The sequence below is a fragment of the Bradyrhizobium sp. UFLA01-814 genome, from assembly GCF_046718885.1.
In the GTDB taxonomy this organism is placed as follows: Bacteria; Pseudomonadota; Alphaproteobacteria; order Rhizobiales; family Xanthobacteraceae; genus Bradyrhizobium; species Bradyrhizobium elkanii.
Genome location: NZ_JAQOSR010000106.1, coordinates 1 through 24,071, shown reverse-complemented (window position 1 = coordinate 24,071; position 24,071 = coordinate 1). Strand labels below are relative to the sequence as shown.

24 protein-coding genes are annotated in these 24,071 nt (G+C 64.5%); 8 read left to right on the top strand and 16 right to left on the bottom strand.

Going from position 1 to position 24,071, the window contains the following annotated elements:
• Positions 1–17: 17 nt before the first annotated feature.
• Positions 18–569 (bottom strand): sugar O-acetyltransferase, encoded by a 552-nt coding sequence (locus PMN64_RS27790; protein ID WP_411782945.1) that lies wholly within the window; start codon positions 567–569, stop codon positions 18–20.
• Complete coding sequence (locus tag PMN64_RS27785) at positions 566–1,537, bottom strand: bifunctional riboflavin kinase/FAD synthetase (protein ID WP_411782944.1); 972 nt, start codon at positions 1,535–1,537, stop codon at positions 566–568. The genes PMN64_RS27790 and PMN64_RS27785 overlap by 4 nt, the downstream gene beginning before the upstream one ends.
• Positions 1,538–1,751: 214 nt before the next feature.
• Here PMN64_RS27785 and PMN64_RS27780 point away from each other — a divergent pair, with 214 nt between their 5' ends.
• Positions 1,752–2,147: a response regulator gene (locus PMN64_RS27780; protein WP_016844467.1), complete on the top strand. Its 396-nt coding sequence runs from the start codon at positions 1,752–1,754 to the stop codon at positions 2,145–2,147.
• A 488-nt stretch (positions 2,148–2,635) separates the two neighbouring features.
• Here PMN64_RS27780 and PMN64_RS27775 read toward each other — a convergent pair whose 3' ends face one another.
• From PMN64_RS27775 to uvrC, 7 genes are all read right to left on the bottom strand, one after another.
• Positions 2,636–3,490: a TIGR01459 family HAD-type hydrolase gene (locus tag PMN64_RS27775; protein ID WP_411782943.1), complete on the bottom strand. Its 855-nt coding sequence runs from the start codon at positions 3,488–3,490 to the stop codon at positions 2,636–2,638.
• 15 nt (positions 3,491–3,505) lie between these two features.
• The gene (locus PMN64_RS27770; protein ID WP_411782942.1) at positions 3,506–4,915 is read right to left on the bottom strand and encodes an EAL domain-containing protein; all 1,410 of its coding nucleotides are present in this window, start codon (positions 4,913–4,915) and stop codon (positions 3,506–3,508) included.
• A gap of 164 nt (positions 4,916–5,079) precedes the next feature.
• Positions 5,080–6,039 (bottom strand): 50S ribosomal protein L3 N(5)-glutamine methyltransferase, encoded by a 960-nt coding sequence (gene prmB / locus PMN64_RS27765; protein ID WP_411782941.1) that lies wholly within the window; start codon positions 6,037–6,039, stop codon positions 5,080–5,082.
• Positions 6,039–6,506 carry a molybdenum cofactor biosynthesis protein MoaE gene (locus PMN64_RS27760; protein WP_411782940.1) on the bottom strand — a complete coding sequence of 156 codons (468 nt, stop codon included), beginning with the start codon at positions 6,504–6,506 and terminating at the stop codon, positions 6,039–6,041. Before PMN64_RS27760 ends, prmB begins: the two co-directional genes overlap by 1 nt.
• 8 nt (positions 6,507–6,514) lie before the next feature.
• The gene (gene moaD / locus PMN64_RS27755) at positions 6,515–6,766 is read right to left on the bottom strand and encodes a molybdopterin converting factor subunit 1 (protein ID WP_016844473.1); all 252 of its coding nucleotides are present in this window, start codon (positions 6,764–6,766) and stop codon (positions 6,515–6,517) included.
• Complete coding sequence (gene pgsA / locus PMN64_RS27750) at positions 6,763–7,377, bottom strand: CDP-diacylglycerol--glycerol-3-phosphate 3-phosphatidyltransferase (protein ID WP_016844474.1); 615 nt, start codon at positions 7,375–7,377, stop codon at positions 6,763–6,765. The genes moaD and pgsA overlap by 4 nt, the downstream gene beginning before the upstream one ends.
• A 193-nt stretch (positions 7,378–7,570) precedes the next feature.
• Complete coding sequence (uvrC, locus tag PMN64_RS27745) at positions 7,571–9,682, bottom strand: excinuclease ABC subunit UvrC (protein WP_411782939.1); 2,112 nt, start codon at positions 9,680–9,682, stop codon at positions 7,571–7,573.
• A gap of 265 nt (positions 9,683–9,947) precedes the next feature.
• On the opposite strand from uvrC, the gene PMN64_RS27740 reads away from it, so the two are divergent.
• Positions 9,948–10,571: an outer membrane protein gene (locus PMN64_RS27740; RefSeq protein ID WP_016844476.1), complete on the top strand. Its 624-nt coding sequence runs from the start codon at positions 9,948–9,950 to the stop codon at positions 10,569–10,571.
• 276 nt (positions 10,572–10,847) lie between these two features.
• On the opposite strand, the gene PMN64_RS27735 is transcribed toward PMN64_RS27740, so the two are convergent.
• From PMN64_RS27735 to PMN64_RS27720, 4 genes are all read right to left on the bottom strand, one after another.
• Positions 10,848–11,060 carry a cold-shock protein gene (locus PMN64_RS27735; RefSeq protein WP_016844477.1) on the bottom strand — a complete coding sequence of 71 codons (213 nt, stop codon included), beginning with the start codon at positions 11,058–11,060 and terminating at the stop codon, positions 10,848–10,850.
• A gap of 260 nt (positions 11,061–11,320) precedes the next feature.
• Positions 11,321–12,181: a 23S rRNA (adenine(2030)-N(6))-methyltransferase RlmJ gene (locus PMN64_RS27730; RefSeq protein WP_411782951.1), complete on the bottom strand. Its 861-nt coding sequence runs from the start codon at positions 12,179–12,181 to the stop codon at positions 11,321–11,323.
• Between the two features lie 236 nt (positions 12,182–12,417).
• Positions 12,418–13,104 (bottom strand): ribonuclease T2 family protein, encoded by a 687-nt coding sequence (locus PMN64_RS27725; protein ID WP_411782938.1) that lies wholly within the window; start codon positions 13,102–13,104, stop codon positions 12,418–12,420.
• Positions 13,105–13,219: 115 nt separating this feature from the next.
• Positions 13,220–13,696 carry a hypothetical protein gene (locus tag PMN64_RS27720; protein ID WP_304498788.1) on the bottom strand — a complete coding sequence of 159 codons (477 nt, stop codon included), beginning with the start codon at positions 13,694–13,696 and terminating at the stop codon, positions 13,220–13,222.
• A gap of 165 nt (positions 13,697–13,861) precedes the next feature.
• On the opposite strand from PMN64_RS27720, the gene PMN64_RS27715 reads away from it, so the two are divergent.
• From PMN64_RS27715 to PMN64_RS27705, 3 genes are all read left to right on the top strand, one after another.
• Positions 13,862–14,161 (top strand): hypothetical protein, encoded by a 300-nt coding sequence (locus PMN64_RS27715; protein ID WP_028341043.1) that lies wholly within the window; start codon positions 13,862–13,864, stop codon positions 14,159–14,161.
• Positions 14,162–14,204: 43 nt separating this feature from the next.
• Complete coding sequence (locus PMN64_RS27710) at positions 14,205–14,735, top strand: DUF3617 domain-containing protein (RefSeq protein ID WP_018269802.1); 531 nt, start codon at positions 14,205–14,207, stop codon at positions 14,733–14,735.
• Between the two features lie 753 nt (positions 14,736–15,488).
• Positions 15,489–17,762: a TonB-dependent siderophore receptor gene (locus PMN64_RS27705; protein ID WP_411782937.1), complete on the top strand. Its 2,274-nt coding sequence runs from the start codon at positions 15,489–15,491 to the stop codon at positions 17,760–17,762.
• A 67-nt stretch (positions 17,763–17,829) separates the two neighbouring features.
• Here the strand turns inward: PMN64_RS27705 and PMN64_RS27700 are convergent, their stop codons facing one another.
• From PMN64_RS27700 to PMN64_RS27690, 3 genes are all read right to left on the bottom strand, one after another.
• Positions 17,830–19,215 carry an ATP-binding protein gene (locus PMN64_RS27700; protein ID WP_411782936.1) on the bottom strand — a complete coding sequence of 462 codons (1,386 nt, stop codon included), beginning with the start codon at positions 19,213–19,215 and terminating at the stop codon, positions 17,830–17,832.
• Between the two features lie 110 nt (positions 19,216–19,325).
• Positions 19,326–20,030 (bottom strand): response regulator, encoded by a 705-nt coding sequence (locus tag PMN64_RS27695; protein WP_411782950.1) that lies wholly within the window; start codon positions 20,028–20,030, stop codon positions 19,326–19,328.
• 19 nt (positions 20,031–20,049) lie between these two features.
• Positions 20,050–20,595 (bottom strand): MarR family winged helix-turn-helix transcriptional regulator, encoded by a 546-nt coding sequence (locus PMN64_RS27690; RefSeq protein ID WP_304498790.1) that lies wholly within the window; start codon positions 20,593–20,595, stop codon positions 20,050–20,052.
• Between the two features lie 330 nt (positions 20,596–20,925).
• Here PMN64_RS27690 and PMN64_RS27685 point away from each other — a divergent pair, with 330 nt between their 5' ends.
• The 3 genes from PMN64_RS27685 (at position 20,926) to PMN64_RS27675 (ending at position 23,986) form a co-directional block, all read left to right on the top strand.
• Complete coding sequence (locus PMN64_RS27685; RefSeq protein ID WP_411782935.1) at positions 20,926–22,005, top strand: branched-chain amino acid aminotransferase; 1,080 nt, start codon at positions 20,926–20,928, stop codon at positions 22,003–22,005.
• A 143-nt stretch (positions 22,006–22,148) separates the two neighbouring features.
• The gene (gene hisS / locus PMN64_RS27680; protein WP_411782934.1) at positions 22,149–23,663 is read left to right on the top strand and encodes a histidine--tRNA ligase; all 1,515 of its coding nucleotides are present in this window, start codon (positions 22,149–22,151) and stop codon (positions 23,661–23,663) included.
• Positions 23,664–23,782: 119 nt separating this feature from the next.
• On the top strand, positions 23,783–23,986 hold the full coding sequence (locus PMN64_RS27675) for a tautomerase family protein (protein ID WP_018269806.1): 204 nt from the start codon (positions 23,783–23,785) through the stop codon (positions 23,984–23,986).
• The last annotated feature ends 85 nt before the right edge of the window (positions 23,987–24,071 follow it).

The following is a 24,071-nucleotide window of genomic DNA, read 5'->3' as shown; positions in this document are numbered from 1 at the left end:
CCCGCGCATGGCGCGGCTCAGGCCGGCCGTGCCCGGGCCGGATTCCCCGCCACGATCGCGCCGGGGGCGACGTTCCGTGTGACCACGCTGCCGGCCCCGACCAGGGCGCCGTCGCCGATCGTGACGCCGGGCAGGATGATGGCGCCCCCGCCGATCCAGACATCGCTGCCGATCCGGATCGGGCGGCCGAATTCCAGCCCGGCGCGGCGGGTTTCGGCATCGCGCGGGTGGTCGGCGGTATAGATCTGCGCCGCGGGTCCGATCTGGGTCCGATCGCCGATCACGACCTCGACGACGTCGAGGATCACGCAATTGAAGTTGAGGAACACGCCGTCGCCGAGGCTGATATTGCTGCCGTAGTCGCAGAAGAACGGCGGGCGGATCACGGCATCCCTGCCGACCTTGCGGAAGCGCTCGCCGAGCAGCGCGTGCAGCTCGGCCGCGGACGATGCGCCCGACGCGTTGTAGCGCGCCATCCAGTGTTCCGCCGCGGTATGGTCGGCGGCGAGCTCTGCATCCGGGCGATACAGCTCGCCCGCCAGCATTTTTTGCTTTTCAGTCCTGTTCAACCAATCGCTCCGAGCTGCGGGAACGCATCGGGCGCTGCGGCAAGTAGCGCGCGCGCCTTGGCGCTGTCGTCATCCATCTGGCGTATCAACGCCTCGATGGTGTCGAATTTCAGCTCTTCGCGAATGAAACCGATGAATGCGACATCGAGGACCGCGTCGTACAGATCGCCCTTGAAGTCGAACAGGAACACTTCGAGCAGCGGCGCGCCGTTGTCGAAGGTCGGCCGGCGCCCGAAGCTTGCGACACCGTCGAACCGTTGCGAGCCCTTGCCGACCCGCACCGCGTAGATGCCGTGCTTCAGGCCGCAATGCTTGTCGAGGCGGATATTGGCGGTGGGGTAGCCGAGGTCGCGGCCGCGCTTCTCGCCGTGGACCACCTTGCCGGTGACGAACCACGGTCCGCCCAGCATCGTGGTCGCATCCGCGATCTCGCCCTCGGCGAGCGCCATGCGGATGGCGCTGGAGGAAACCGGGCGTTCCTCGATGTCGACATGCGCCTGCACATCGACCTCGATGCCGAGCCGCGGCGCTTCGCTGACCAGGAGGCTCGGCGAGCCGACCCGGCCCTTGCCGAAATGGAAGTCGTAACCGACTGCGATCCCGCTGATGCCGAGCCGGCCGATCAGGTCGTGGTGAATGAAATCCTGTGCCGAGGTCCCGGCGCGCGCCCTGTCGAACGTCATCACGACGGCACCGGCGAGCCCGGTGGCCGCGAGCAGCCGCAGCTTGTTGGTCTCGTCCGTGAGACGGAATTGCGGGGTGTTCGGGCTGAAGAAGCTGCGCGGATGCGGCTCGAAGGTCACGGCGAGCGCGGGCACGCCGTGTGCTCTGCCCATCGCAAGCGCCGCGCCGATCACGGCGCGGTGACCGAGGTGGACGCCATCGAAATTCCCCATCGCGACCACGGCGCCTTTCGGAATGGCGCTTGCGGGGGTGTTGTCGCGGATAACGGTAAAGCCGGTGCTCATGAGCGGTATTCTTCAAGGATTCTTAAGCATGATTGGTGCGGGCCGGACCGTGACGCGGCGGCGGCGTGGAAGTCAAGGCTAACGAAAATCGCGTCAAATCCGTAACAATCCGGATTCAGCCGGTTAACGCGCTGTTTAACGCCTGCTGTTAGTCGTTGGCGGAAAGCTGCGTTTGTGCAGAAGCCAAGTTGCGTTTGTCGTTTTGGGGGGAAAGATGGCGGTTGATTTGTCCATGCCGGTTCTGGTGGTTGATGATTACAGCACCATGATCCGCATCATCCGGAATCTTCTCAAGCAGCTTGGATTTGAAAATATCGACGATGCCTCCGACGGCTCCGCAGCGCTGAACAAGATGCGCGGCAAGAAGTATGGCCTGGTGATTTCCGACTGGAACATGGAGCCGATGACCGGCTACGACCTGCTCAAGGAAGTCCGCGCCGATCCCAACCTTGCGACCACGCCCTTCATCATGATCACGGCGGAATCCAAGACCGAGAACGTGATCGCGGCGAAGAAAGCCGGCGTGAACAACTACATCGTCAAGCCGTTCAACGCGGCCACGCTGAAGACCAAGATCGAGGCGGTGTTCCCGGACATGGCGACGGCGTAACCGCCGTTCATCGCATCACGATTCATCCTCATCTCATCGCGCGTTAGCGAATGACCAGCGCCGCCTCACCGTCACCCTGAGGGCCGCGAAGCGGCGTCTCGAAGGGTCGACGGCCCGGCTGGTGGCCGTGCATCCTTCGAGACGCGCGCAAGAGCGCGCTCCTCAGGATGACGGGGCTAAAGCATGACGCGGATTGCACAATTTCGGAATATTAGAAGAATATCCCTGAGTTGCCCGACGTGTCAAGTTGCCTGGTCGACCGTCGGCCGCCGCCGGCTCCTTTGCATGGGGTTGTTTTCGATATTTTGGCGGCGCGCTCCTTCACCTCGCCCCGCTTGCGGGGAGAGGTCGGATCGCATGCAGCGTAGCGAAATGCAATCCGGGTGAGGGGGTACGGATCTAACCGCGTTCGTTACTCGCGGAAGCAGCCCCTCACCCCAACCCTCTCCCCGTGAAGAACGGGGAGAGGGGGCGCAGAGAGTTGCCCGCTACCACTTCAATTCGCGCATCAGCGCGCGCGGCGGATGGCCGAACAATTCCTTGATCGAGGCCGCATCGAGCTGCTCGATGCCCTCGAACTGTTCGGAATGGATGCCGCGGGTGACGAACAGGAGATCGATGCCGAAGCCGTGGGCGCCGGTGAGATCGGTGCGCACGGAATCGCCGATCGCGAGTACGCGGCTGAGCTCGGTCGGACGCCCGCGGCGCTCGGTGGCCAGCGCCATGGCGCGCTCATAGATCGGCCGGTGCGGCTTGCCGTAGAAGATCACCTCGCCACCGAGCTCGCGATAGAGTTCGGCGACCGCGCCGGCGCAATAGATCAGCCGGTCGCCGCGCTCGACCACGATATCGGGATTGGCGCAGACCAGCGTGAGCTTGCGCTCGAGCGCCTTCAGCAGCGTGTCGCGGTAATCTTCGGCCGACTCAGTCTCGTCGTCGAACAGGCCGGTGCAGATGATGTAGTCGGCCTGCTCCAGCGGCACCAGCGTGGCGTCGAGGCCGCGGTGGATCGAGCTGTCGCGCTCCGGGCCGATCCAGAAGATCTTCTGGCCGGGATGATCGGCCACGAAGTGGCGCGTCAGGTCGCCCGAGGAGACGATCGCATCATAGGTCTCGTCGGCGACGCCGAGCTTGCGCAGCTGTCGCTGCACGGAATCGGCCGGCCGCGGCGCGTTGGTGATCAGGATGACCGTGCCGCCCTGCTGGCGGAACGTATGCAGTGCCTCGCAGGCCTCGGGAAAGGACTCGAGGCCGTTGTGCACGACGCCCCAGATGTCCGACAGCACGACGTCGACGCCGCCAATGAGATCGCGCAGCCGCTCTACGTAACGCAGCGAGGTCATGGTGCGAATTGCCGGCTAATTTGGACCGAGGGCGCGGCGCGCCAGCGCGGCGCTGCCGGTTGCGCGCGGCGGAGCTGCGGGGCTGGAGACAGGGGCTGAAGTGCTGGCGCCATTAAGATCCTGGGGGTTGGTCTGCGGAGCCTCGGCGGTAGCAGATGCCCCCTCCGGCCGCAACGGCCGCGGCGGCGCGAACAGGAACCCCTGGCCGAACCGGACGTCGTAGTCGAGCAGGTCGACCACCGAGCGCTCGCCCTCGATCCGCTCGGCGATCAGGTCGATGCCGTAGCGGCCGAGCAGGTCGGACAGATCGGAAGGATGGATATCGGTGGTCGCGATCTGCTTGGCGTCAAGCAGCAGCGCTGCCGGCACCTTGATGAAGCGGACGCCGCGATCGGCGAGCTCGCGCGGCTCGAGGCGAAGGTCGCTGACATGGTCGATCGAGAACCGGTAGCCGCGCTGTGCCAGCGCCGCGAGATTCTCGCTTTCGGTCGGGCCGAGATTGCGGAAGGTCGCCTGCTTGAACTCGAGCACGAAGGACGGCGCCAGCGCGCGGTTGGCCTCGAGGAAGTCGAGACACTGGGTGAAATGCGCCGGGCTGGACAGCGTCGCCGCCGACACGTTGCAGAACACGCCGACATCCTTGCTGCGGATCATCAGGCGGCGCAGCACCTGGACGCAGCGAAGCATCACCATGTGATCGATGCGGCCGATCAGGCCGCCGGCCTCGGCCGCCTCGATGAAATCCTCGGCGGCCAGCACCTGGTCGCGCTCGTCGCGCAGCCGCGTCACCGCCTCGTAGTAGCGCACCTTGCGCTGCGGCAGCGTCACCATCGGCTGCAGGTAGATGTCGAGGCGGTTCTCGTCGATGGCCTGCTTGATCGCGCCGATCAGCTGGGTCTGGCTGCGCAAGATCGCCGGCGGAGGCGCAGGTGGCGGCGGCGCAACCACGACGGTCGGCGCCAGCGCGACCCGTTGCAGCACATCGTCGCGCGGGGAGGCGACCGGCTGCACCGCCGGAGCCGCCGCCAGCAGATCCTCATGATGGGCGACGGATGCCGCAAGCTGCCGCACCAGTCCGCCGAGCTCGCTGATCTCGCCGGCCATGCCCTGCATCCGGTCGGCACCGGTGGAGTTGGCCGAGGCGACGCGGCCCTCGACTGCGGCCAGCCGGCGGCCGAATTCGGCGACCTGACGGGCAAGGTCGGCGGTGCCGCGCGACAGATCCGCGATCTGGCCGCCGACATCGCTGCGGTCACGCAGCCGCATCGAGACCGCGTTGTAGAGGATCAGGCAGGTGAGGGCGGTGAGCGCCACGATCGCCGATTCCGATCCGCTGATGCCCGCCACCGAATACAGCACGAAGCCGAGCGAGGCTGCGACCAGCACCATGCAGATGGCGATGAAGATCGTCGAAATGCGAATCATGTCGCGCGCCCGCGCCCTTTGTCCGAACGTCCCCGGAGCGCGACCTTAGCACCATTGTTGATTCGACGGGCCAGCGATCTTCGGAACCGGCTGGAACTGCACACGATTTTCGTTTCGCCCAGATCGGGCTCCGTAAATCGCCGGAGCCGGCTGCGGCACGCCGGTCAGAGGTCCGCGGCAGCGATCCAGAACACCTCGCCCTCGGAGTCCTCGGTGTCGAGCCAGAGCAGCGGCAGGTTCGGATAGGCGGCCTCGAGATTGTCGCGGCCGCGGCCGATCTCGCAGAGCAGCCCGCCCTGCGGGGTCAGATGTTGTCTCGCCTCATCGAGCAGGCGGCGGACGATGTCGAGCCCGTCAGCGCCGCCGTCGAACGCGATCTTCGGCTCGGCACGGCACTCGCGCGGCAGCGCCGCCATGCCTTCGGCGTCGACATAGGGCGGGTTCGAGATGATGAGATTGTATCTGTTGCCGCCGAGCGGCTTGAACAGGTCGCCGCGATGCAGCGTCAGGCGATCGTCGAGGCCGTGGTCGGCGACGTTGCGCGCGGCGACCTCCAGCGCATCCTTTGAAATATCGACCGCGTCGACCGCGGCGTTGGGAAAATGCCGCGCCGCCAAAATCGCAAGGCAGCCGGAGCCGGTGCAGAGGTCGAGCACGCGTTCGACCTCTTCGGGATCGCCGATCAATGAGGTGCCGTCCTCGTCGCCGCCGAAATGCGAATCCAGCAATTCGCCGATGAAGGAGCGCGGCACGATGGTGCGCTCGTCGACATAGAACGGCAGGCCGCGCATATAGACCTTGTTGACGAGATAGGCGGCCGGCTTCCGCGTCGCGATCCGGCGCTCGATCAGGTCGAGGATCTGCTTGCCCTCGGCAATTGTGACGCGCGCGGTGGCAAAGTTCTCGAACTGGTCGGGATGCAGGTGCAGCGTTTCACAGATCAGGAACGCGGCCTCGGCCACCGGATCGGTGGTGCCGTGTGCGAACACGAGCTTGGCTGCGTTGAAGCGGCTCACGGCATAGCGCAGGAAATCGAACAGGGTGTGAAGCTCGCCGGCGCCGACTTTCGGCGCTTTCGGCACGGCGGGGCTGCGCCTCTCCGGCACTTTGCTGGGCTTGGCCATCAGGATTTGGTCCAGCGCGCGGCGGCCGCGTCGTCATGGTCCTGCGCCTCGATCCAGCTCGCGCCGCGCGCGCTTTCCTCGCGCTTCCAGAACGGTGCGTTGGTCTTCAGATAGTCCATCAGGAACTCGGCGGCCTCGAACGCGGCCTGCCGGTGCGCCGAGGCGGTCACGACCAGCACGATGTTCTCGCCCGGCGCGATGCGGCCGAAGCGGTGGATGATGGTGAGGCCCTGCAACGGCCAGCGCGACAGCGCCTCGTCGGCGTGGCGCGCGATCTCGGCTTCCGCCATGCCCGGATAGTGTTCGAGCGTCAGCGCCGCGATCGGCTCGCCCTGCTCGCTGCCGCGGCAGATGCCGCTGAAGCTGACGACCGCGCCGACATCGGTGCGGCCTCGGCTTAAGGCCGCGATCTCCTGCGCGACGTCGAAGTCGGCTTGCTGGATACGGATGGTCGCTGCGACGGTCATGTCGGGATCTAGCCGCCGGTCATCGGCGGAAAGAACGCGATCTCGCGGGCGCCGGAGATCGCCGCGTCCGATTTGACATGGGCGTGGTCGATCGCAGCGCGGATCACCGTCGGCTTCTCGAAGGCATAGGCGTAGGCATCGTCGCGCGCGGCAAGCCAGCCGATCAGGTCGCCGACGGTGCGCACGTCGGCCGGCGGCTCGACGATCTCTTCAGCCTTGCCGATGCGTTCACGCACCCAGGCGAAATATTTCAGCTTCATCCCTCATCCTCCTTGATGAGGTGATGGATGCCGGCACGGAAATAATCCCAGCCGGTGTAGATCGTGAAGATCGCCGACATCCACAGCAGCACGATGCCGATCAGGGTGGTGGCCGGGAAGACCTGCTCGCCCGCTTCGCCGGCGATCAGGAAGCCGATCGCCACCAGCTGGATCGTCGTCTTCCATTTCGCCAGCTTGGTGACGGGAACGCTGACCCGCAAGCCTGCGAGATATTCGCGCAGGCCCGAGACCAGGATCTCGCGGCACAGGATCACGATCGCCGCCCACAGCGTCCAGCCATGGATCGAATTGTCGGCGGCCAGCATCAGAAGGCTGGAGGCGACCAGCAACTTGTCGGCGATCGGATCGAGCATCCGGCCGAAGGCGGATTGCTGGTCCCACATCCGGGCATAATAGCCATCGAGATAGTCGGTGATCCCCGCCGCAATGAACACGGCCAGCGCCACCCAGCGCAGCCACAACGGGCCGTCCAGGATCGATTGCCAGTAGACGCAGCCGATCACCACCGGGATCGCGGCGATCCGGGCGTAGGTCAGGATATTCGGAAGGGACATGGTCTTGGTCTGTCCCCGGGTCGTGGCGATGTTCATCCGTTCTACCAATACCGCTGAAGCGAGAAGGTCAACCGTGCGGACGCGTCAGGCGCGACCAGATTGCGCTGGATCGTCATAGCGCCTTAGCTCGTTGTTTAAGCATGATCTTTTCGGATAACTGCCTCACACTTTTTCGCATCATGCCCTAGATGCCCTGTCGCAGGCGACGCCCTGATGACTCGCCTTTGGTTTAACCCGGCTGGGCGTGGAAAAACTCGAAAATCTTGCGGGCGCTCTCGGCGCTGACGCCGGGAACCTTGCCGAGATCGGCGATCGAGGCCCGCTCGATTTCCTTGAGCGTTCCGAAGTGGTGCAGCAAGGCACGCTTGCGGGACGGGCCGATGCCCGGGATCTCCTGCAGGCCGGCCTCGCGGATGTCTTTTTTGCGCAGCTTGCGGTGCGAGCCGATCACGAAGCGATGGGCCTCGTCGCGCAGCCGTTGGATGAAATAGAGCACCGGGTCCCGCGGCTCCAGCTTGATGGCCTCGCGGTCGGGCATGAACAGGGTTTCGCGCCCGGCATCGCGCTCCGGACCCTTGGCCACCGCCATCAGCGAGACCTGGGTCAGCCCGAGATTCTGGAAGATCTCCCGGACCGCGTTGAGCTGGCCGCGGCCGCCGTCGATGATGACGAGGTCGGGCCATTGCGGAAACGAATCGTCATCCGCTTTCGTCCTGGCAGCGGCCTCGCCCTCCGGCGGCTTCAGCAATCGCTTGAAGCGGCGTTCCAGCACCTCGCGCATCATTCCGTAATCGTCGCCGGGCGTCAGCCCTTCGGACTTGATGTTGAACTTGCGGTACTGGTTTTTCATGAACCCGTCGGGTCCCGCCACGATCATCGCGCCGACCGCGTTGGTGCCCTGGATGTGGCTGTTGTCGTAGACCTCGATCCGCTTGGGTGTGTGCGGCAGGCCGAGCGTCGAGACCATGCCCTCCAGCAGCCGGCTTTGCGTCGCGGTATCGGCGAGCTTGCGGCCGAGCGCCTCGCGCGCGTTGGTGAGCGCGTGGCCGATCAGCTCCTTCTTCTCGCCGCGCTTCGGCGCGGAGACCTCGACCTTGGATCCTGCCTTGACCGACAGCGCGTCGGCGAGCAACGCGCTTTCCTCGATCTCGTGCGACAGCAGGATCAGCTTCGGCGGCGGCTTGTCGTCGTAGAATTGCGCGAGGAACGAGGACAGCACCTCCTCGGGCGTGAAGCTCTTCTCGGCCTTGGGGAAATAGGCGCGGTTGCCCCAGTTCTGGCCGGTGCGGAAGAAGAACACCTCGACGCAGGAATAGCCGCCCTCCTGGTGGATCGCGAACACGTCGGCCTCTTCGACCGTGCGCGGATTGATGCCCTGCTGCGACTGGATCGCCGACAGCGCCGCGAGACGGTCGCGGTACAGCGCCGCGGTTTCGAACTCGAGCTCGCCGGACGCCTTCTCCATCTCGGCCGCGAGCAGCTCCTTCACGGCATGGCTGCGGCCGGAGAGGAATTCGGTCGCCTCGCGCACCAGTTCGCTATAGCCGGGGAAGTCGATCTCGCGCGTGCAGGGGCCGGCGCAACGCTTGATCTGATAGAGCAGGCAGGGGCGGCTGCGGCTTTCGAAGAAGCCGTCGGTGCAGGAGCGGATCAGGAACGCGCGCTGCAGCGCCGTGATGGTGCGGTTGACCGCGCCCGCGTTGGCGAACGGGCCGAAATAGCGCCCGGGCCGCGACTGCGCGCCGCGATGCTTGAGGATCTGCGGCGCCCAATGGTCGCCTGATATCAGAATATAGGGAAACGACTTGTCGTCGCGCAGCTGCACATTGAAGCGCGGACGGAGCTGCTTGATCAGATTGGCTTCGAGCAGCAGCGCCTCGGTCTCGGTCATGGTCGAGACGATCTCGACCTGCGTGGTCGCCGCGATCATGCGCAGGATGCGCGCCGGCAGCGGCGCGTTGGCCCGCGCATAGGACGACAGCCGCTTTTTGACGTTCTTCGCCTTGCCGACATAGAGCACGTCGTTGGCGGCGTTGAGCATGCGGTAGACGCCGGGCGAGGTCGGGGCGAGGCGGACCGCGTTCTCGATCGCGGCATGCCCGACCGAGAGCGTGCCCTCGGCGACCGCCTCGGCGGCGTCCTCCGAAGCCTCGGGCAGGCGTGCCTCGTCCTCCTCCTCGGCGGCGGAGGTTTCGGGATCGACGTCGCTTGTATCGAGCGTCAGATCGTCCTGCGGCAGGTCGGACTTTGAACCGCGCCGTGGCTTGGGATCAGCCTTGGAGTCGGCCTTGGGATCAGCTTTGGGGGCCGGCGTCGGACGCTCGGGAGAATCGTGAACCATGGGCCGTAAACTAAGTGCTTGGGCGACCGGTCGCCAGCGTTGGCGGCACCAAGAAAACCACCTCGATTGCAGGAGGTTACCGGCCCCCCGCGGACGCCCGGAGGGGGTGCGTAACACCTTGTTAAGACTGATGAGCGGGCCGGTAACCGGGCTTAACAGCCCTTTAACTTAAAACTCTCGATAAACCTTAGTGAAAAAAGTGGAATTCCGTAACCACGCCGGCCCTGGCCGGCGGGCTGCGGCTGTTGCGTGGTGGAGAGTACCAATGACCCGGTTTGTTGCGCGTGCGCTGGCACTGATCGTTGCAGGCTGGACGACCTCGGCGGCGTCGGCGGACCTCAACTACGGATCGCCCTATACCGTCTATCAGCCGCTCAATGCCTATAGCTGGGCCGGCCCCTATCTTGGCGGCAATGTCGGCTATGGCTGGGGCTCGGTCGAGAACAACCCGACCAAGCCGTCCGGGTTCGTCGGCGGTGTGCAGGCCGGCTACAACTTCCAGAACGGCTCCCCCTGGGTGTTCGGTATCGAGGCCGATATCCAAGGCACCACGGCCGACGACCGGTTCGCGCCGTGGAAGTTCTCCAACCCGTGGTTCGGCACGGTGCGCGGCCGCGCCGGCTATGCGGTCAACAACGTGCTGTTCTACGCGACCGGCGGTCTCGCCTTCGGCGAACTGCGCGGCGAGACGTTCGGTATCACGGAGAGCCACACCAATGCGGGCTTCACCGTCGGTGCTGGTGCCGAAATGGGCTTTGCCCCGCACTGGAGCGCCAAGATCGAATATCTCTACGTCGACCTTGCCAACAGCAACTTCACGATCACCGGTGGCGTGTCGAACGGCTACAGCTTCAGCCTGGTTCGCGCCGGCATCAACTATCACTTTTGAGAACAAGAAAACGTCGACCATCAACTCCCGGCCGCGCCTTGCGCGGCCGGGTTTTTCTTTGTGTTGATGATCTCAACGTGGCGCGGCGCATGGCGGCATCCACGCCGCGACGTCCGCGAATCCAATCGGTGGGCCGCACGTGTGGGATATGCGGCACCGCCAGTCGCGTCCGCATCATGCAGGTGGTCATCCAGAGCACGCCAGCCGCGCGCTCGGCGGTCAACTCACACGCAACGCCTCATTCGGCGTTCACCACGAGCCGCGAATCGCGAGCGCTCATGAGACCACCAGGTTGACGGCCTTCGGGCCCTTGCCCTTCTTGTCGGGCTCAACCTCGAACGTAATGCGTTGTCCTTCAGTCAGGTCCTTCAATCCTGCACGCTCGACAGCTGTGATGTGAACGAACACATCGCGGCCGCCATCATCAGGCTTGATGAAGCCGTAGCCACGCTCTCCGTTGAAGAACTTGACTGTCCCAGTCATGGCCATCGGGAAACTCCTCCCCCGTATTGCTCCACCGCTACGCGCACGCCGCGTAGCGGTTGACCGACATTCGCTTGTCGGAAGCTTGGCCACCTGAACAGGCCGGCGTCACGCCGCCGGTCTGCCTGGATTTATTTCGGCCTTGTCACTCCGCCGCAACCATTCGCGGAAGCGGAACGTAAAGCCAGTCGTAACAGGATGAGCATAATACGGTTCCGCGCAAATTGCCTATGCTCAAAATTGAACTTTTCAGTAGGAGCTGTCGATCAAGGTTTAGGCGTCTCGAGTCTGAAGCGCCCCGCACCGCCTTGACCGAGCGGCCGCTCGAGTTCGGGCAGGATGATCTTCAACTCATTCGCCAGCGTCCACGGTGGATTCACCAGCAAAAGCCCTGTGGAAACGAGGCCTGCGCCTGCTTCTTGCGGTGCCACACTGAATTCCAAGCGCAGGCATTTGCCGGCGGGCCGACTCGCTGCTGCTGCAGCGGCCACACTGCGCGCTAGCTCATCGGTGGCTCTCCGGGTTTTTACGGGGTACCACAAAAGATACGTGCCAGTCGGCCACTTCGCGAATGCTTCCGTGAAAGCACTGGCCAGCCGCTCGAACTCGTCCTTCGCTTCGAACGGCGGATCGATCAGCACCAGGCCGCGCCGTTCGTTCGGCGGCACGAATGCGGGCAGCGCCATCCAGCCGTCGAGATCGACGACGCGCGCTTGCGCGTCGCGTCGCAAGGCGTCGATCAGTTGTTTGCGCGCCGTCGGTTCGATCTCGCAGGCGGTGAGGCGATCTTGCGGACGCAGCAGCGCCCGCGCGATCAACGGCGAACCCGGATAGGCCTTCAGCTCGCCTCTCGGATTGAATGCCCTGACGATGTCGAGATAGGGCGCGATCAGCGGCAACGCCTTGTCGGAAAGCCGCGCCTGCATCAGCCGCGCGATACCGGTGAGCCATTCGCCGCCGCGCTGCGCTTCGCTCGACGTCAAATCATAGAGGCCGGCGCCGGCATGGGTGTCGATGACGCGGAACGGCGCCGGCTTGTCTTGCAGATAGGTGAGCATGCGCACCAGCACGATGTGCTTGATGACGTCGGCAAAGCTGCCGGCATGAAAGGCGTGACGGTAGTTCATGTGATGATCGTGCTGCGCTCCCAAAGGGTCGCGCATGTTGTACTCGTCATGCCCGGGCTTGTCCCGGCCTTCGCTAAAGCTTCGGCGGGGTTAACATCCGAGCTCGGCGAAGGCTTGGAGTAGCCGGCTCCCGGGCATCTGCGCCTTATCTTGCTTGTTTCGCGATGGCGCAGGTGGCCGGGACGTTTTGCGCGACGACGCGCGGCGCAGGTCCGCCGGCCATGACGCAGAGAGTTTCAGCCGCCGCGAACCGGCGGCATCAGCACCTGATCGCGGCGGCAGGCGCGGCGATCGATTTCCTCGCAGGAGCGGAATTGCAGATCCTTGCTGAGGCAGATCCGCACCTCGCTGAGCCGCTTGCTGTCGCAGGTCACCGAGATCGCGGAGTTGCTGAGGCCTGGATTGACCTTGATGAACGCCGTCTCCAGCTCGTCGGGCGCGACCGTCTTCGGCTCCGACAATTGCAGGAATTCCTCGGGGATCTTCACCGTGGCGCGGGCCTTGCGGATGGCTTCGAAATAGGCGCGTTCGCCGAGACCCGAGCAGGTGCCGTGCTTGTCCCACTCATTGTAGATCAGCCCGGGCGCCGGCATCAGGTCGAGCATCGAGCTCATGATGCTGCGGGCGAGTCGCGGCGAGGGCCGCTGGCAGTATTCCGGAAAGCCCCGCTCATATTGCGGCCACAGGCCGTGCACCACGAAGGAATAGGGCCGTCCGCCGCACTGCGCCTGCCTGCCGCGGCCGTTGTTGCCGCGCTCGCTCGCCGCCTCGCAGAACGAGGGCGACCACGACAGCGACAGCACATAGAAATCGAACTCACCGGGTGCATTCTGGCGGCGATCCTGGGCCGAGGCCCCAACCGCACTGCACAGAATAATGGCAACCGAAATCAAAAATCGGGAAATTGTGTCCAACCGAGGCATCAAACGCTCCCCCTCACTCGACCGCCGAGAGCCTAGCAGGCCGCGAGAACATTTCAAGAACAAAAAGCCGCCGTCCAAATGGCGGCGGCTCCTGCTTTAGCAGTCTGGTCGGAGATCAGGGCCGGGCGGCCTTGCAGGACGGGTTATAGGCCCAGTTGCGGTCGAGTCCTGCGACGCACCATTCGACGCCCTGATTGATGCTGGCAAAGCCGCCGTCCTCGATGATCGAATAGTGCACCTTGCGCACCTTGCCGTCGCTCAGCATCGCCTCGCCGCTGCAATAGCGGCGCGGAATATTGTCGGACTGCCAGGGACGGAAGGCGGTTTCGTGAATCCCGTTGAAGCCGGTGATCACGAGCGGCGAATTCCAGAAGGTCGCTTCCTTTTCCTGGAATTGCGTGCTGATGACCGTCAGGGCCTTCTCGCATGGGGCCACATTGCCGTCATAGCGCGGGCCGGACAGCCAAAAGTTCATTTCGAACGGATTGGCGGCCTGGGCCGTGCCCCCGAACGCCAGCGTGCCGACCACGAGTGCGGCGCCGAGGCCGAGCTTGCGGCCGAGTTTATTGCGGGAGCTGAACAGGTTGCGCATGGGAATCCACCCGATTATCCGATGCCGCGGACGGTGCCGCGAAGCCTCGGCAAGGTCAAGTGCAGCGCGGCAACACCTGCGGAGAAGTCCACCTTGGGGAGCCGGCTCGTTCTTTTCACGGTCGCCGGCGCACTCTATGTTGGTCTCAGCGAAATGGAGTCTGCGATGCGAAGGAAATTGGCCGCTTGCCTGGTTGCCGTTTGCGGGATGCTGGCCGTTGTGCCGGCGCGGGCGGATTGGATGCAGCCGGTACCGCCGTTCAAGGGCAACGATACCGGCGGTATCATCGCCTATACGCTGGCGACCCAGAGCGACGCCCGGCAGCTCGCCGTCGATCACTGCGCCTCCTACGGCAAGGTGGTCAAGTTCCTTGCGATGCAGAACTATCCGGGCGGCTACATCTCTTTCGCCTGTCGCTGGGTGCCCTATGGCGCAGCCCAGAGGCCGTTGCGCACGCTCTACTGAGCGCGCTTCAAATCTTTCGATCGTTCAGCCGGGAGCCGACCGCATGACCCGACAGCTTGCCTTGCTTGGTTCGGCTGTGTGCCTTGTCCTGTCCGCTGGCGCCGCAAGTGCCGTCGACCTGCCGATCCGCAAGGCCGGTCTGTGGGAGATGAAGATGGTGCGCACCGGCGGGCCGATGCCGGAAATCACCATGCAGCACTGCACCGACGAGACCACCGACAAGGAGATGAGCGCGGCGGCCTCGCCGATGGCCAAGGAAGTCTGCTCCAAGCAGGATATCCAGAAGACCGCGACCGGCTATGTCAGCGACAGCGTCTGCAGCGTCGCCGGCATGACGATGCAGAGCCATGCCGAGATCGTCGGCGATTTCAATTCCGCCTACACGGTGAAGAGCACCTCGCATGCCGAGGGCGGCGCGGCCGGCTCGCGCGACACCACGATGACCATCGAGGCGAAGTGGCTCGGCGCCTGCAAGAGCGACCAGAAGGCCGGTGACATCATCATGCCCGGCGGCATGAAGATGAACGTCAAGGACATGGAAAAGCTGAAGGGCCTCCTGCCCAAGCAGAAGTAGCGCGCAGCGCATTCGGCCATTGCCGCGCGCCTGAATGCATCGCCTCGCATGCCGAGAGGCTGTGCCGCCTTGCACCACAGTCATTGCGAGCAGTTCGCGACGAAACTGCGGAGCAATCTTGCGCTGAGGCGATGCGCAATCCATCCGATTCCTCCCGGTCACCCCCAGGGCTATCGCATATGCCCCTTGGCGACCGCGCAAGTGCTTGGCCTCGTGGTTCGAGACGCGCCGCAAGCGGCGCTCCTCACCATGAGGGTCTACGATTGTGCCGCAGAACAAGACCTCATCCTGAGGAGCCCGCCGAAGGCGGGCGTCTCGAAGGATGGCCACGGGCACACCGCCACGAAATGGCGATAGCCTTTGCGCGGGGATGACGGGTCACCGCGTTCGTGCGCTCCTTGGCGCGCGATGACGTCGACGGGATGCGACATCATTGAATGATCGCTGCGTGCCTCGCGTTCGAGACTCTCTGCGAGCGACGACGCGCATCGCATTCGTCGAGTCGAAAGCTGACGCGCCAACATGTCGCTTTGAACCGTTCCAGTGTTGCGCATCTTGAATCGTTCCAGTGTTTCGCATCGTGTGCGCTTCAATGGATTCTATTTTGCGCGTGTGGAATTTCGTTCGTCCCGCCGATAGTAGTCCGCCCCAATCGATGCCGGCCTTGTCGCGAACGCGACTCGATCGATGTCAGCGTAAGGCAATGTGGGGATTTGTTCGGTGGGAATGGCTTCGTTGCGGAGCAAGCGCGGCTTGCTTGCATCAAATGCTGCGATCAATGCAGCGCTGCTCGGTTCGGTCGTGCTTGTGCCAATGGGCTCAGACGTCGCCTGCGCCCAGGCGCAGACCAGTCCTCCGCAGAACAATGTCAGCGAACTTCCCGCAGTGACGGTGGATGAACCTGCCGCCGCAAAGAAGCGCGGAGCCGTCGTTTCAAGTCAGAACACCAGGGCTTCGCGCGCGGTCGCGGCGAACCGGCGCCGCAATGCCGCGGCGCCCGCTCAGAGTCAGGCTCCGCGGTCGCAAGGCGCAGGTGGCGCGATCGGTACGACGACGGGTTACGTCGCGACCGCCAGCACTGCCGGCACCAAGACCAGCACAGCGCTGATCGAAACGCCGCAGTCGCTTTCGGTCGTCACGCAAAAGGAGCTCCGGGATCGCAACGTTCAGACGCTCAAGGACGCCGTCAGCTACACACCGGGCGTGACGACCACGGCGTTCGGCTATGATCCAAGGTTCGATAGCTTCTACATCCGTGGCTTCGATGCGACCTATACCGGGATCTATCGCGACGGCCTGCGTCAGGGCGGCGGCAACTTTGCCATTCCCAAGATCGAACCTTACGGTCTCGACAGCGTGTCGATCCTCCGCGGACCGGCCTCAGGCCTCTATGGCCTTGGCTCTCCGGGAGGCATCGTGGACGTCACGACCAAGCGGCCGCCGTTGACGGCATTCGGTGAGGTGCAGCTGCAGGGCGGCACCTACGACCGTTACCAGGGCAGCTTCGATGTCGGTGGTCCGGTGCCCGGCAGCGATCAGTTGTACTACCGGCTGACCGGTCTGCTGCGCGACGCAAAGACCTGGTATCCGGGCAACGACGACGATCGCGCCTATATCGCGCCTGCGCTGACCTGGCGGCCGGACGCCGACACGTCCTTCACCATCCTGAGCGAATATCAAAAGAGCCGAACCGCCGCCAGCATCGGCAATTTCCGCACGCCTGACGGACGGCTGACCAACATCTATTCGAATGATCCGGCCTTCAGCGCGATGGATCAGAAGCAGTATCGCATCGGCTACGCGTTCGAGCACAATGTCGACGACGTGTGGACGGTGCGGCAGAACTTCCGCTTCTACCAGGTCGACGTCGACGCGAAATACACCCAGATCGATTCGATCGACAGCAGCACCAATCTGGCGTCGCGATCGGCCTGGCGGATCCTGGACAGCTTCAACACGGTGACGCTCGACAATCAGGCCGAGGCCAAGTTCATGCTCGGCGCGATCAGGAACGCGGCGCTGTTCGGCGTCGACTACGGGCACTCCTACTACAATGACAAGATCGGTTACGGGCCGGCGCCCGATCTCAATCTCCTGACCATGAACTACGGCGCCCAGGCGATCGCGACGCCGGCCTTCTCGATCTTCAACAAGCAGTCGACCGACGAGGTCGGCGTCTATGCGCAGGAGCAGGCCAAGCTCGGAGGCTTCATTCTGACGCTCAACGGCCGTCAGAGCTGGGTATCGCAGACGACGACCGCGGGTCTGGACGGCGTGCCGTCAACGCAGAAGGCCACCGCTTTCACGGGCCGTGCGGGGCTGAGCTACGTCTTCGACAACGGCATTGCGCCTTATGTCAGCTATGCGACGGCGTTCGCCCCGCAGGTCGGCGTCGACGCATCCGGATTGCCGTTCAGGCCGACCACCGGCGAGCAGAAGGAAGTGGGGATCAAGTACCAGATGCCGAACCTTCCGGTGCTGTTGACCGCCGCGGTGTTCGACATCACGCAGGACAATGTGCTGCGCACCGATCCGAACGACATGGCGTTCCAGGCAGCCACCGGACAGGTCGAATCCAAGGGTGTGGAGCTCGAGGCGAAGCTGGCGCTCAAGCAGGGATTTGATCTCACCGCCGCCTACACCCATCTCAACGTCGTGATCACCCAGGGCAATCCCGACACGACCGGCAATGAGCTCTCCGGTATTCCGAGGAATTCCTTCGCCGCCTTCGGCAAATACACGTTCCAGTCCGGCGTGCCCGTCGAAGGGCTCGGGCTTGGTCTCGGCGTGCGTTACATCGGCACGAATTTCGGCAACGACCAGAACACGTTCCAGAACGCAGCGACGACGCTGTTCGATGCGGTGATTGATTACGATCTCGGCAAGCTGGACCGGCGCTTCCTCGGTGCCACCGCGCGCCTGAACGCGACCAATCTGTTCGACACGCACTACCAGACCTGCCAGTCCGGCTACTGCTATGCCGGCGAACGGCGGCAGGTCATCGGCACCTTGTCCTACCGCTGGTAGTTCGAATTTGTTGTTTGGACGCGTTGTCTTCACGCGAACCGGCGTCCACTCGCTCGAAAACGCTATGTTACACCGGCACCCGCACGACGGCGCGCAGGCCGCCCATCGGGCTTTCGCTGAGCATGATGTCGCCGCCATGCGAGCGGGCGATGTCGCGGGCGATCGCAAGTCCGAGCCCGGTGCCGCCTTCGTCCTGGTTGCGGGCATCGTCGAGCCGCAGGAACGGCTTGAACACTTCCTCGCGCATGTCGGCGGGGATGCCCGGCCCGTCGTCGTCGACCGTGATGTTGAGATAGCGATGGTCGCGATGGCCGGTGATCGAGATCGTGTTGGCGTGCCGCGCCGCGTTGGAGACGAGGTTGGCGAGACAGCGCTTGAACGAGGCCGGCTTCACCGTGACGACGGGCAGGCCGTGGAACGCAACGGTTGCGGTGTGGCCGTGGCGTTCGGCGTCGCTGCGCAGTTCCTCCAGCGCCAACGCCATGTCGGTCGGCTGCGCGACCTCGCCGGAATCGCCGCGCGCGAAGGCAAGATAGTCCTCCAGCATCATCGACATCTCGTCGACGTCCTTGCGCATCGCGTCGATCTCGGGGCCTTCGCCGATCAGGGCAAGCTCGAGCTTGAACCGGGTCAGGATGGTGCGCAGATCGTGCGATACGCCGGCGAGCATCGCGGTGCGCTGCTCGATCGAACGTTCGACGCGCGCCTTCATCTCGATGAAGGCCTGCGCCGCGCGCCGCACCTCGCGCGCACCGCGCGGCCGGAAATTCGGCGCCTCGCGGCCCTTGCCGAAACTTTCGGCGGCGTCGGCGAGCCGCAGGATCGGCTTGATCTGGTTGCGCAGGAACAGCACGGCGACGATCAGGAGGATCGTCGAGGTGCCGAGCATCCAGAAGATGAAGATCTCCGAATTGGAGGCGTAGGCCGCGCTGCGCTGGGCGAAGATCCGCATCACCGAATCGTCGAGCTGCACGCGGATCTCGACCAAATTGGATTTGCCGACGGTGTCGATCCAGAACGGACGGCTGATCTGGCGGCCGAGCTGCACCGACAGCGTCTGGTCGAGCAGCGAGAAGAACGGCTTCGGCCCCGGCGGCGGCATGTCGCCGGCGGGAAGGAAGTCGACCACCAGCTGCAGCTTCTGGGCGATGCGGCGAAGCTGCGCGCGGTCCTTGTCCTGCGGATAGCTCTTGTAGACGTCGATCAGCGCGGCGATATCGGACACCACCGCGGCCGACAGGCGCCGCGTCACCGTGTTCCAGTGCCGCTCCATGAACACGAACGCCACCACGGTCTGCAGGATCACCATCGGCACGATCATGATCAGCAGCGCGCGCGCATAGAGGCCGGTCGGCATCCAGCTCTTGAACGCATTGCCCATCCAGCCGTTCGCCTTCGAGACGCGCTGCGAGGCGTTCTTGATCAGGGTCAGGCCGGAGTCGAGCGTGCTCATGCGGATGCTCTACAGCATGATCCGGAAAACTGCGCAGCGGTTTTCCGGCAAGATCATGCTCAAACAAGGATCTGAAGCGCGATGACGATTCATCCTGATCTCATCGCGCTTCAGGGCGAGGCCACCAGGCGATAGCCGATGCCGCGCACCGCCTGCAGGAACAGCGGATTGGCGGGATCGTGCTCGATCTTGCGGCGCAGGCGGTTGATCTGAACGTCGACCGCGCGTTCGTTGACGGTGCCGCCGGAGGTCAGCTCGGCGCGCGGCACGGTCTCGCCGGGCGCGCTGGCGAGGATGCGCAGCATCTCGCGCTCGCGATCGGTGAGATGGATGATCTCTTCGCCCTGGCGCAGTTCGCTGCGCTCGATGTGGAAAATGTAGGGGCCGAACGCGATCTGCTCGACGATTGCGACCTGCGGCGGCGCGGTGCGCTTGAGGATATTGCCGATCCGGAGCACCAGCTCGCGCGGCTCGAACGGCTTGGCGACATAATCGTCGGCGCCGATCTGCAGGCCCTCGATGCGGGCTTCCGCCTCGTGGCGGGCGGTCAGCATGATGATCGGCACCGTCGAGGAGCTGCGGATGAAGCGGGCGAGGTCGAAGCCGTTCTCGCCGGGCATCATCACGTCGAGGATAAGCAGGTCGAAATGCAGCCCGAGCAGCTTGGCGCGTGCGTCGGTGGCGCTCATCGCCGTCGTGACGCGATAGCCTTCGCCGGAAAGAAAGCGCGACAGAAGGTCGCGAATGCGGCGATCGTCGTCGACCAAGAGAAGATGCGGCGCGTCGTCGGCCGGCTCGACCGGCGCGCGCATCATGGTTGCAGCCTGCACCAGCTCACTCCCTCGTTTTTTTGCCGCCGCCGAAGATCGCTTCGAGCACCTTGTCGGGATCGTCGCGGTCGATCATCGCGCGGAGGAATTGGCGAACCGTCTCGACGCCGGCCGGATCGATGCCGGCGACCGCGCGGTTGATGCGGTCGGTCTGCAGCCCCGCGAGCTTGGCGACCAGCGCCTCGCCCTTCGGGGTGGCGTAGAGCAGGCGTTGCCGGCGGTCGTTGTTGCCGGTCTTCTGCACGATATAGCCTTCATCCAAGAGCTGCTTGAGCACGCGCCCGAGCGACTGCTTGGTGATGCGCAGGACGTCGAGCAGGTCGGCGACCTTCAGCCCCGGATAGCGGGTCACGAAGTGGATGACGCGGTGGTGGGCGCGGCCGAAGCCGAACGCCTCCAGCTCCTGGTCGGCGTCGCCGACGAAGTCGCGGTAGGCGAAGAACAGCAGTTCGATGATGTCCCAGCGCAGGTCGCGCGCCCCCGCCGCAGGAGCGTGGTCATCTCCCTGCGAATCGGGCTTGGCAGCCCCTGAGAAATTTATGTCAGTCATATTGACGTATCTTGGGTTCAATGTTACAAAACTGCCTGTCACGACGAAACATTAGGTCGTTTTGTCCTCGACAGCGTTTAAGGCGGCCTGAACGAGCCTGTGAGGCGGTTTGGGCCGCAAATTGGACTACCGTGCGATTGTCGAGCGGCATTTCGGCAAACATACTGGACTTCAGCATTCCGCAAAAGCATGTCTAAACGGCATGTTGGCGATGGAAGCCGGCGGCGCGGCCGGCGGTGGTGAAGTTTGGGCCAGCCGAGCCTGATGGCTCCGGGGGAAACAGGCCGGCGCCGGGTATCGCGCCGGTTCCGACAGCGGAAAGCAAGAAAAATGACTTTGAAATTCGACATCCAGCCTTCGCCGAATGCGACGTCCGACAAGGATCGCGCGGCGAAGCTCGTGGACCCCGGCTTCGGCCGGGTCTTTACCGATCACATGGCAATCGTCCGCTACAGCCAGGGCAAGGGCTGGCACAGCGCCCGCGTCGAGGCCCGCGCGAATTTTCCGCTCGATCCGGCCGGCGCGGTGCTGCACTACGCCCAGGAAATTTTCGAAGGCCTCAAGGCCTACAAGCGCGACGATGGCGGCGTGAACCTGTTTCGGCCCGACGCCAATGCCCGCCGCTTCCACGATTCGGCCGAGCGCATGGCGATGGCGCCGTTGCCCGAGGATCTGTTCATCGACGCGGTCGAGCAGCTGGTGCGGATCGATCGCGCCTGGATCCCGGGCGGCGAGGGCAGTCTCTATCTGCGGCCCTTCATGATCGCGAGCGAGATCTTCCTCGGCGTGAAGCCGTCGGCCGAATACATCTTCTCGGTCATCGCCTCGCCGGTCGGCTCCTATTTCAAGGGCGGTCCGGCGCCGGTGTCGATCTGGGTGTCGGAGAATTACACGCGCGCCGCCATCGGCGGCACCGGCGCCGTCAAGTGCGGCGGCAATTATGCCGCCAGCCTGCGCGCACAGGCCGAGGCGATCGAACGGGGCTGCGACCAGGTCGTGTTCCTCGATGCGGTCGAGCGCCGCTACATCGAGGAGCTCGGCGGCATGAACGTGTTTTTCGCGTTCGACGACGGCTCGCTGCTGACGCCGCCGCTCGGCACCATCCTGCCCGGCATCACCCGCGACTCGATCATCGCGCTTGCCAAGGATGCCGGCACGCGCGTGCGCGAGGAGCCCTATACGATCCAGCAATGGCGCGCTGACGCCGCCAGCGGCAAGCTGAAAGAGGCGTTCGCCTGCGGCACCGCGGCCGTCATCTCGCCGATCGGCAAGGTGTGCTCGGCAAGCGGCGATTTCCAGATCAGCGGCGGCGTGGCCGGCCCGGTCGCCATGGGCCTGCGCAAGAAGCTGGTCGACATCCAGTACGGTCGCACCAACGACCCGCATAACTGGATCAGGAACGTCCAGTGACGGACGCAACGTCATTCCGGGGCGAGGCGCAGCATCGAACCCGGAATCTCGAGATTCCGGGTTCGCGTCGTTCGACGCGCCCCGGAATGACAGCGTAGCGGCACCGGTTGCCGCCTTGCGCGCCGGCTGGTAAACGGCCGCTCATGGCCGAGAAACCCAAAAAACCCCAGAAACTGAAGGCGCGCCTGCCGCGCGGGCTGGAAGATCGCGGCCCGGCCGCGATCAATGCCACGCGGGCGATGGTCGAGAAGATCCGCGCCGTGTACGAGCTCTACGGCTTCGAGCCGGTGGAGACGCCGGCGATGGAATACACCGACGCGCTCGGCAAGTTCCTGCCCGACCAGGACCGGCCCAACGAGGGCGTGTTCTCGTTCCAGGACGATGACGAGCAGTGGATATCGCTGCGCTACGACCTGACCGCGCCGCTGGCGCGCTATGTCGCGGAAAACTTCGACGCGCTGCCGAAGCCTTATCGGTCGTATCGGTTCGGCTACGTCTTCCGCAACGAGAAGCCCGGTCCCGGCCGCTTCCGCCAGTTCATGCAGTTCGACGCCGACACCGTCGGCTCGGCGACGCCGGCGGCCGACGCCGAGATTTGCATGATGGCAGCCGACACGATGGAGGCGCTCGGCATTCCGCGCGGCTCCTATGTCGTGAAGGTGAACAACCGCAAGGTGCTCGATGGCGTGCTCGAGGCCATTGGCCTTGGCGGCGACGAGAATGCAGGCCGCCGTCTCACGGTGCTGCGCGCGATCGACAAGCTCGACAAATTTCCCGCCGAGGAGGTTCGCAAGCTGCTTGGTCCTGGACGGTGGGATGGCGGCGAAGAAGGCAAGGGCGACTTTACCAAGGGCGCCGACCTGAGCCCCGCGGATGCCGATATCGTCTTGGCCGTCACGCAGAAGCGTGACGATTGGCGAGAGGCGATTGCTGCGGCCGAGACCTATCTGGCGAAGAGCGAAGTTGGTCAGGCCGGCGTGAGCGAGCTCGAAGAGATCGCCAAGCTGGTCGCGGCGTCCGGCTATGGCGCGGATCGCATCCGCATCGATCCCACCGTCGTTCGCGGCCTCGAATATTACACCGGCCCGGTCTACGAGGTTGAGCTGCTGCTCGACACCAAGGACGAGAAGGGCCGCCCGGTGCGGTTCGGCTCGGTCGGCGGCGGCGGCCGCTATGACGGCCTGGTCTCGCGCTTCCGCGGCGAGCCGGTGCCGGCGACGGGTTTCTCGATCGGCGTGTCGCGCCTGCAGGCGGCGCTGACGATGCTCGGCCAGCTCGACACGCAGGCCGAGTTCGGTCCTGTCGTCGTCACCGTGTTCGACCGCGACCGTGTCGCCGACTACCAGAAGATGGTCGCGCAACTGCGCCAGGCCGGCATCCGCGCCGAGCTCTATCTCGGCAATCCGAAGAACATGGGGAATCAGCTCAAATATGCCGATCGCCGCAACTCGCCCTGCGTGATCATCCAGGGCTCGGACGAGAAGGCGCGGGGCGAGGTGCAGATCAAGGATCTGATCGAGGGCGCCAAGGCCGCCGCTGCGATCGCCTCCAACCAGGAATGGCGTGAAACACGTCCGGCGCAATTCTCCTGCGCAGAGGCCGATCTGGTCGCCAGGGTCCGCGAGGTCCTGGCGCGGCATGACGTGGCGTGGGGATAGCCATTCGCTTGCGACGTCATGCCCGGCCTTGTGCCGGGCATCCGCCTCTTGTTTGATGCGCGGCGACGTGAATGGCCGGGAGGAGCCCGGCCATGGCGACAACAAGAGGGAGACCAACAATGCCCGAGATCACCGTGAGCATGGCCGCCGGCCGCACCGACGAGCAGAAGCTCGGCATGATGCGCGACATCACCCAGGCGCTGGTGAAGAATCTCGGCGTCGATGCCGACGCGGTCGTGATCCAGATCAACGAAGCGCCGCTGCATCACAAGATGAAGGGCGGCAAGTCGTTCGTCGAGCGCGCGGCTGCGGCGAAGAAGTAATTCACCTCTGTCGTCCCTGCGAAAGTGTTTGATCCCTGCTGATTGGTTGGATGGAATCGGTGTAGAACGAGGCGTGGCCTTTGTT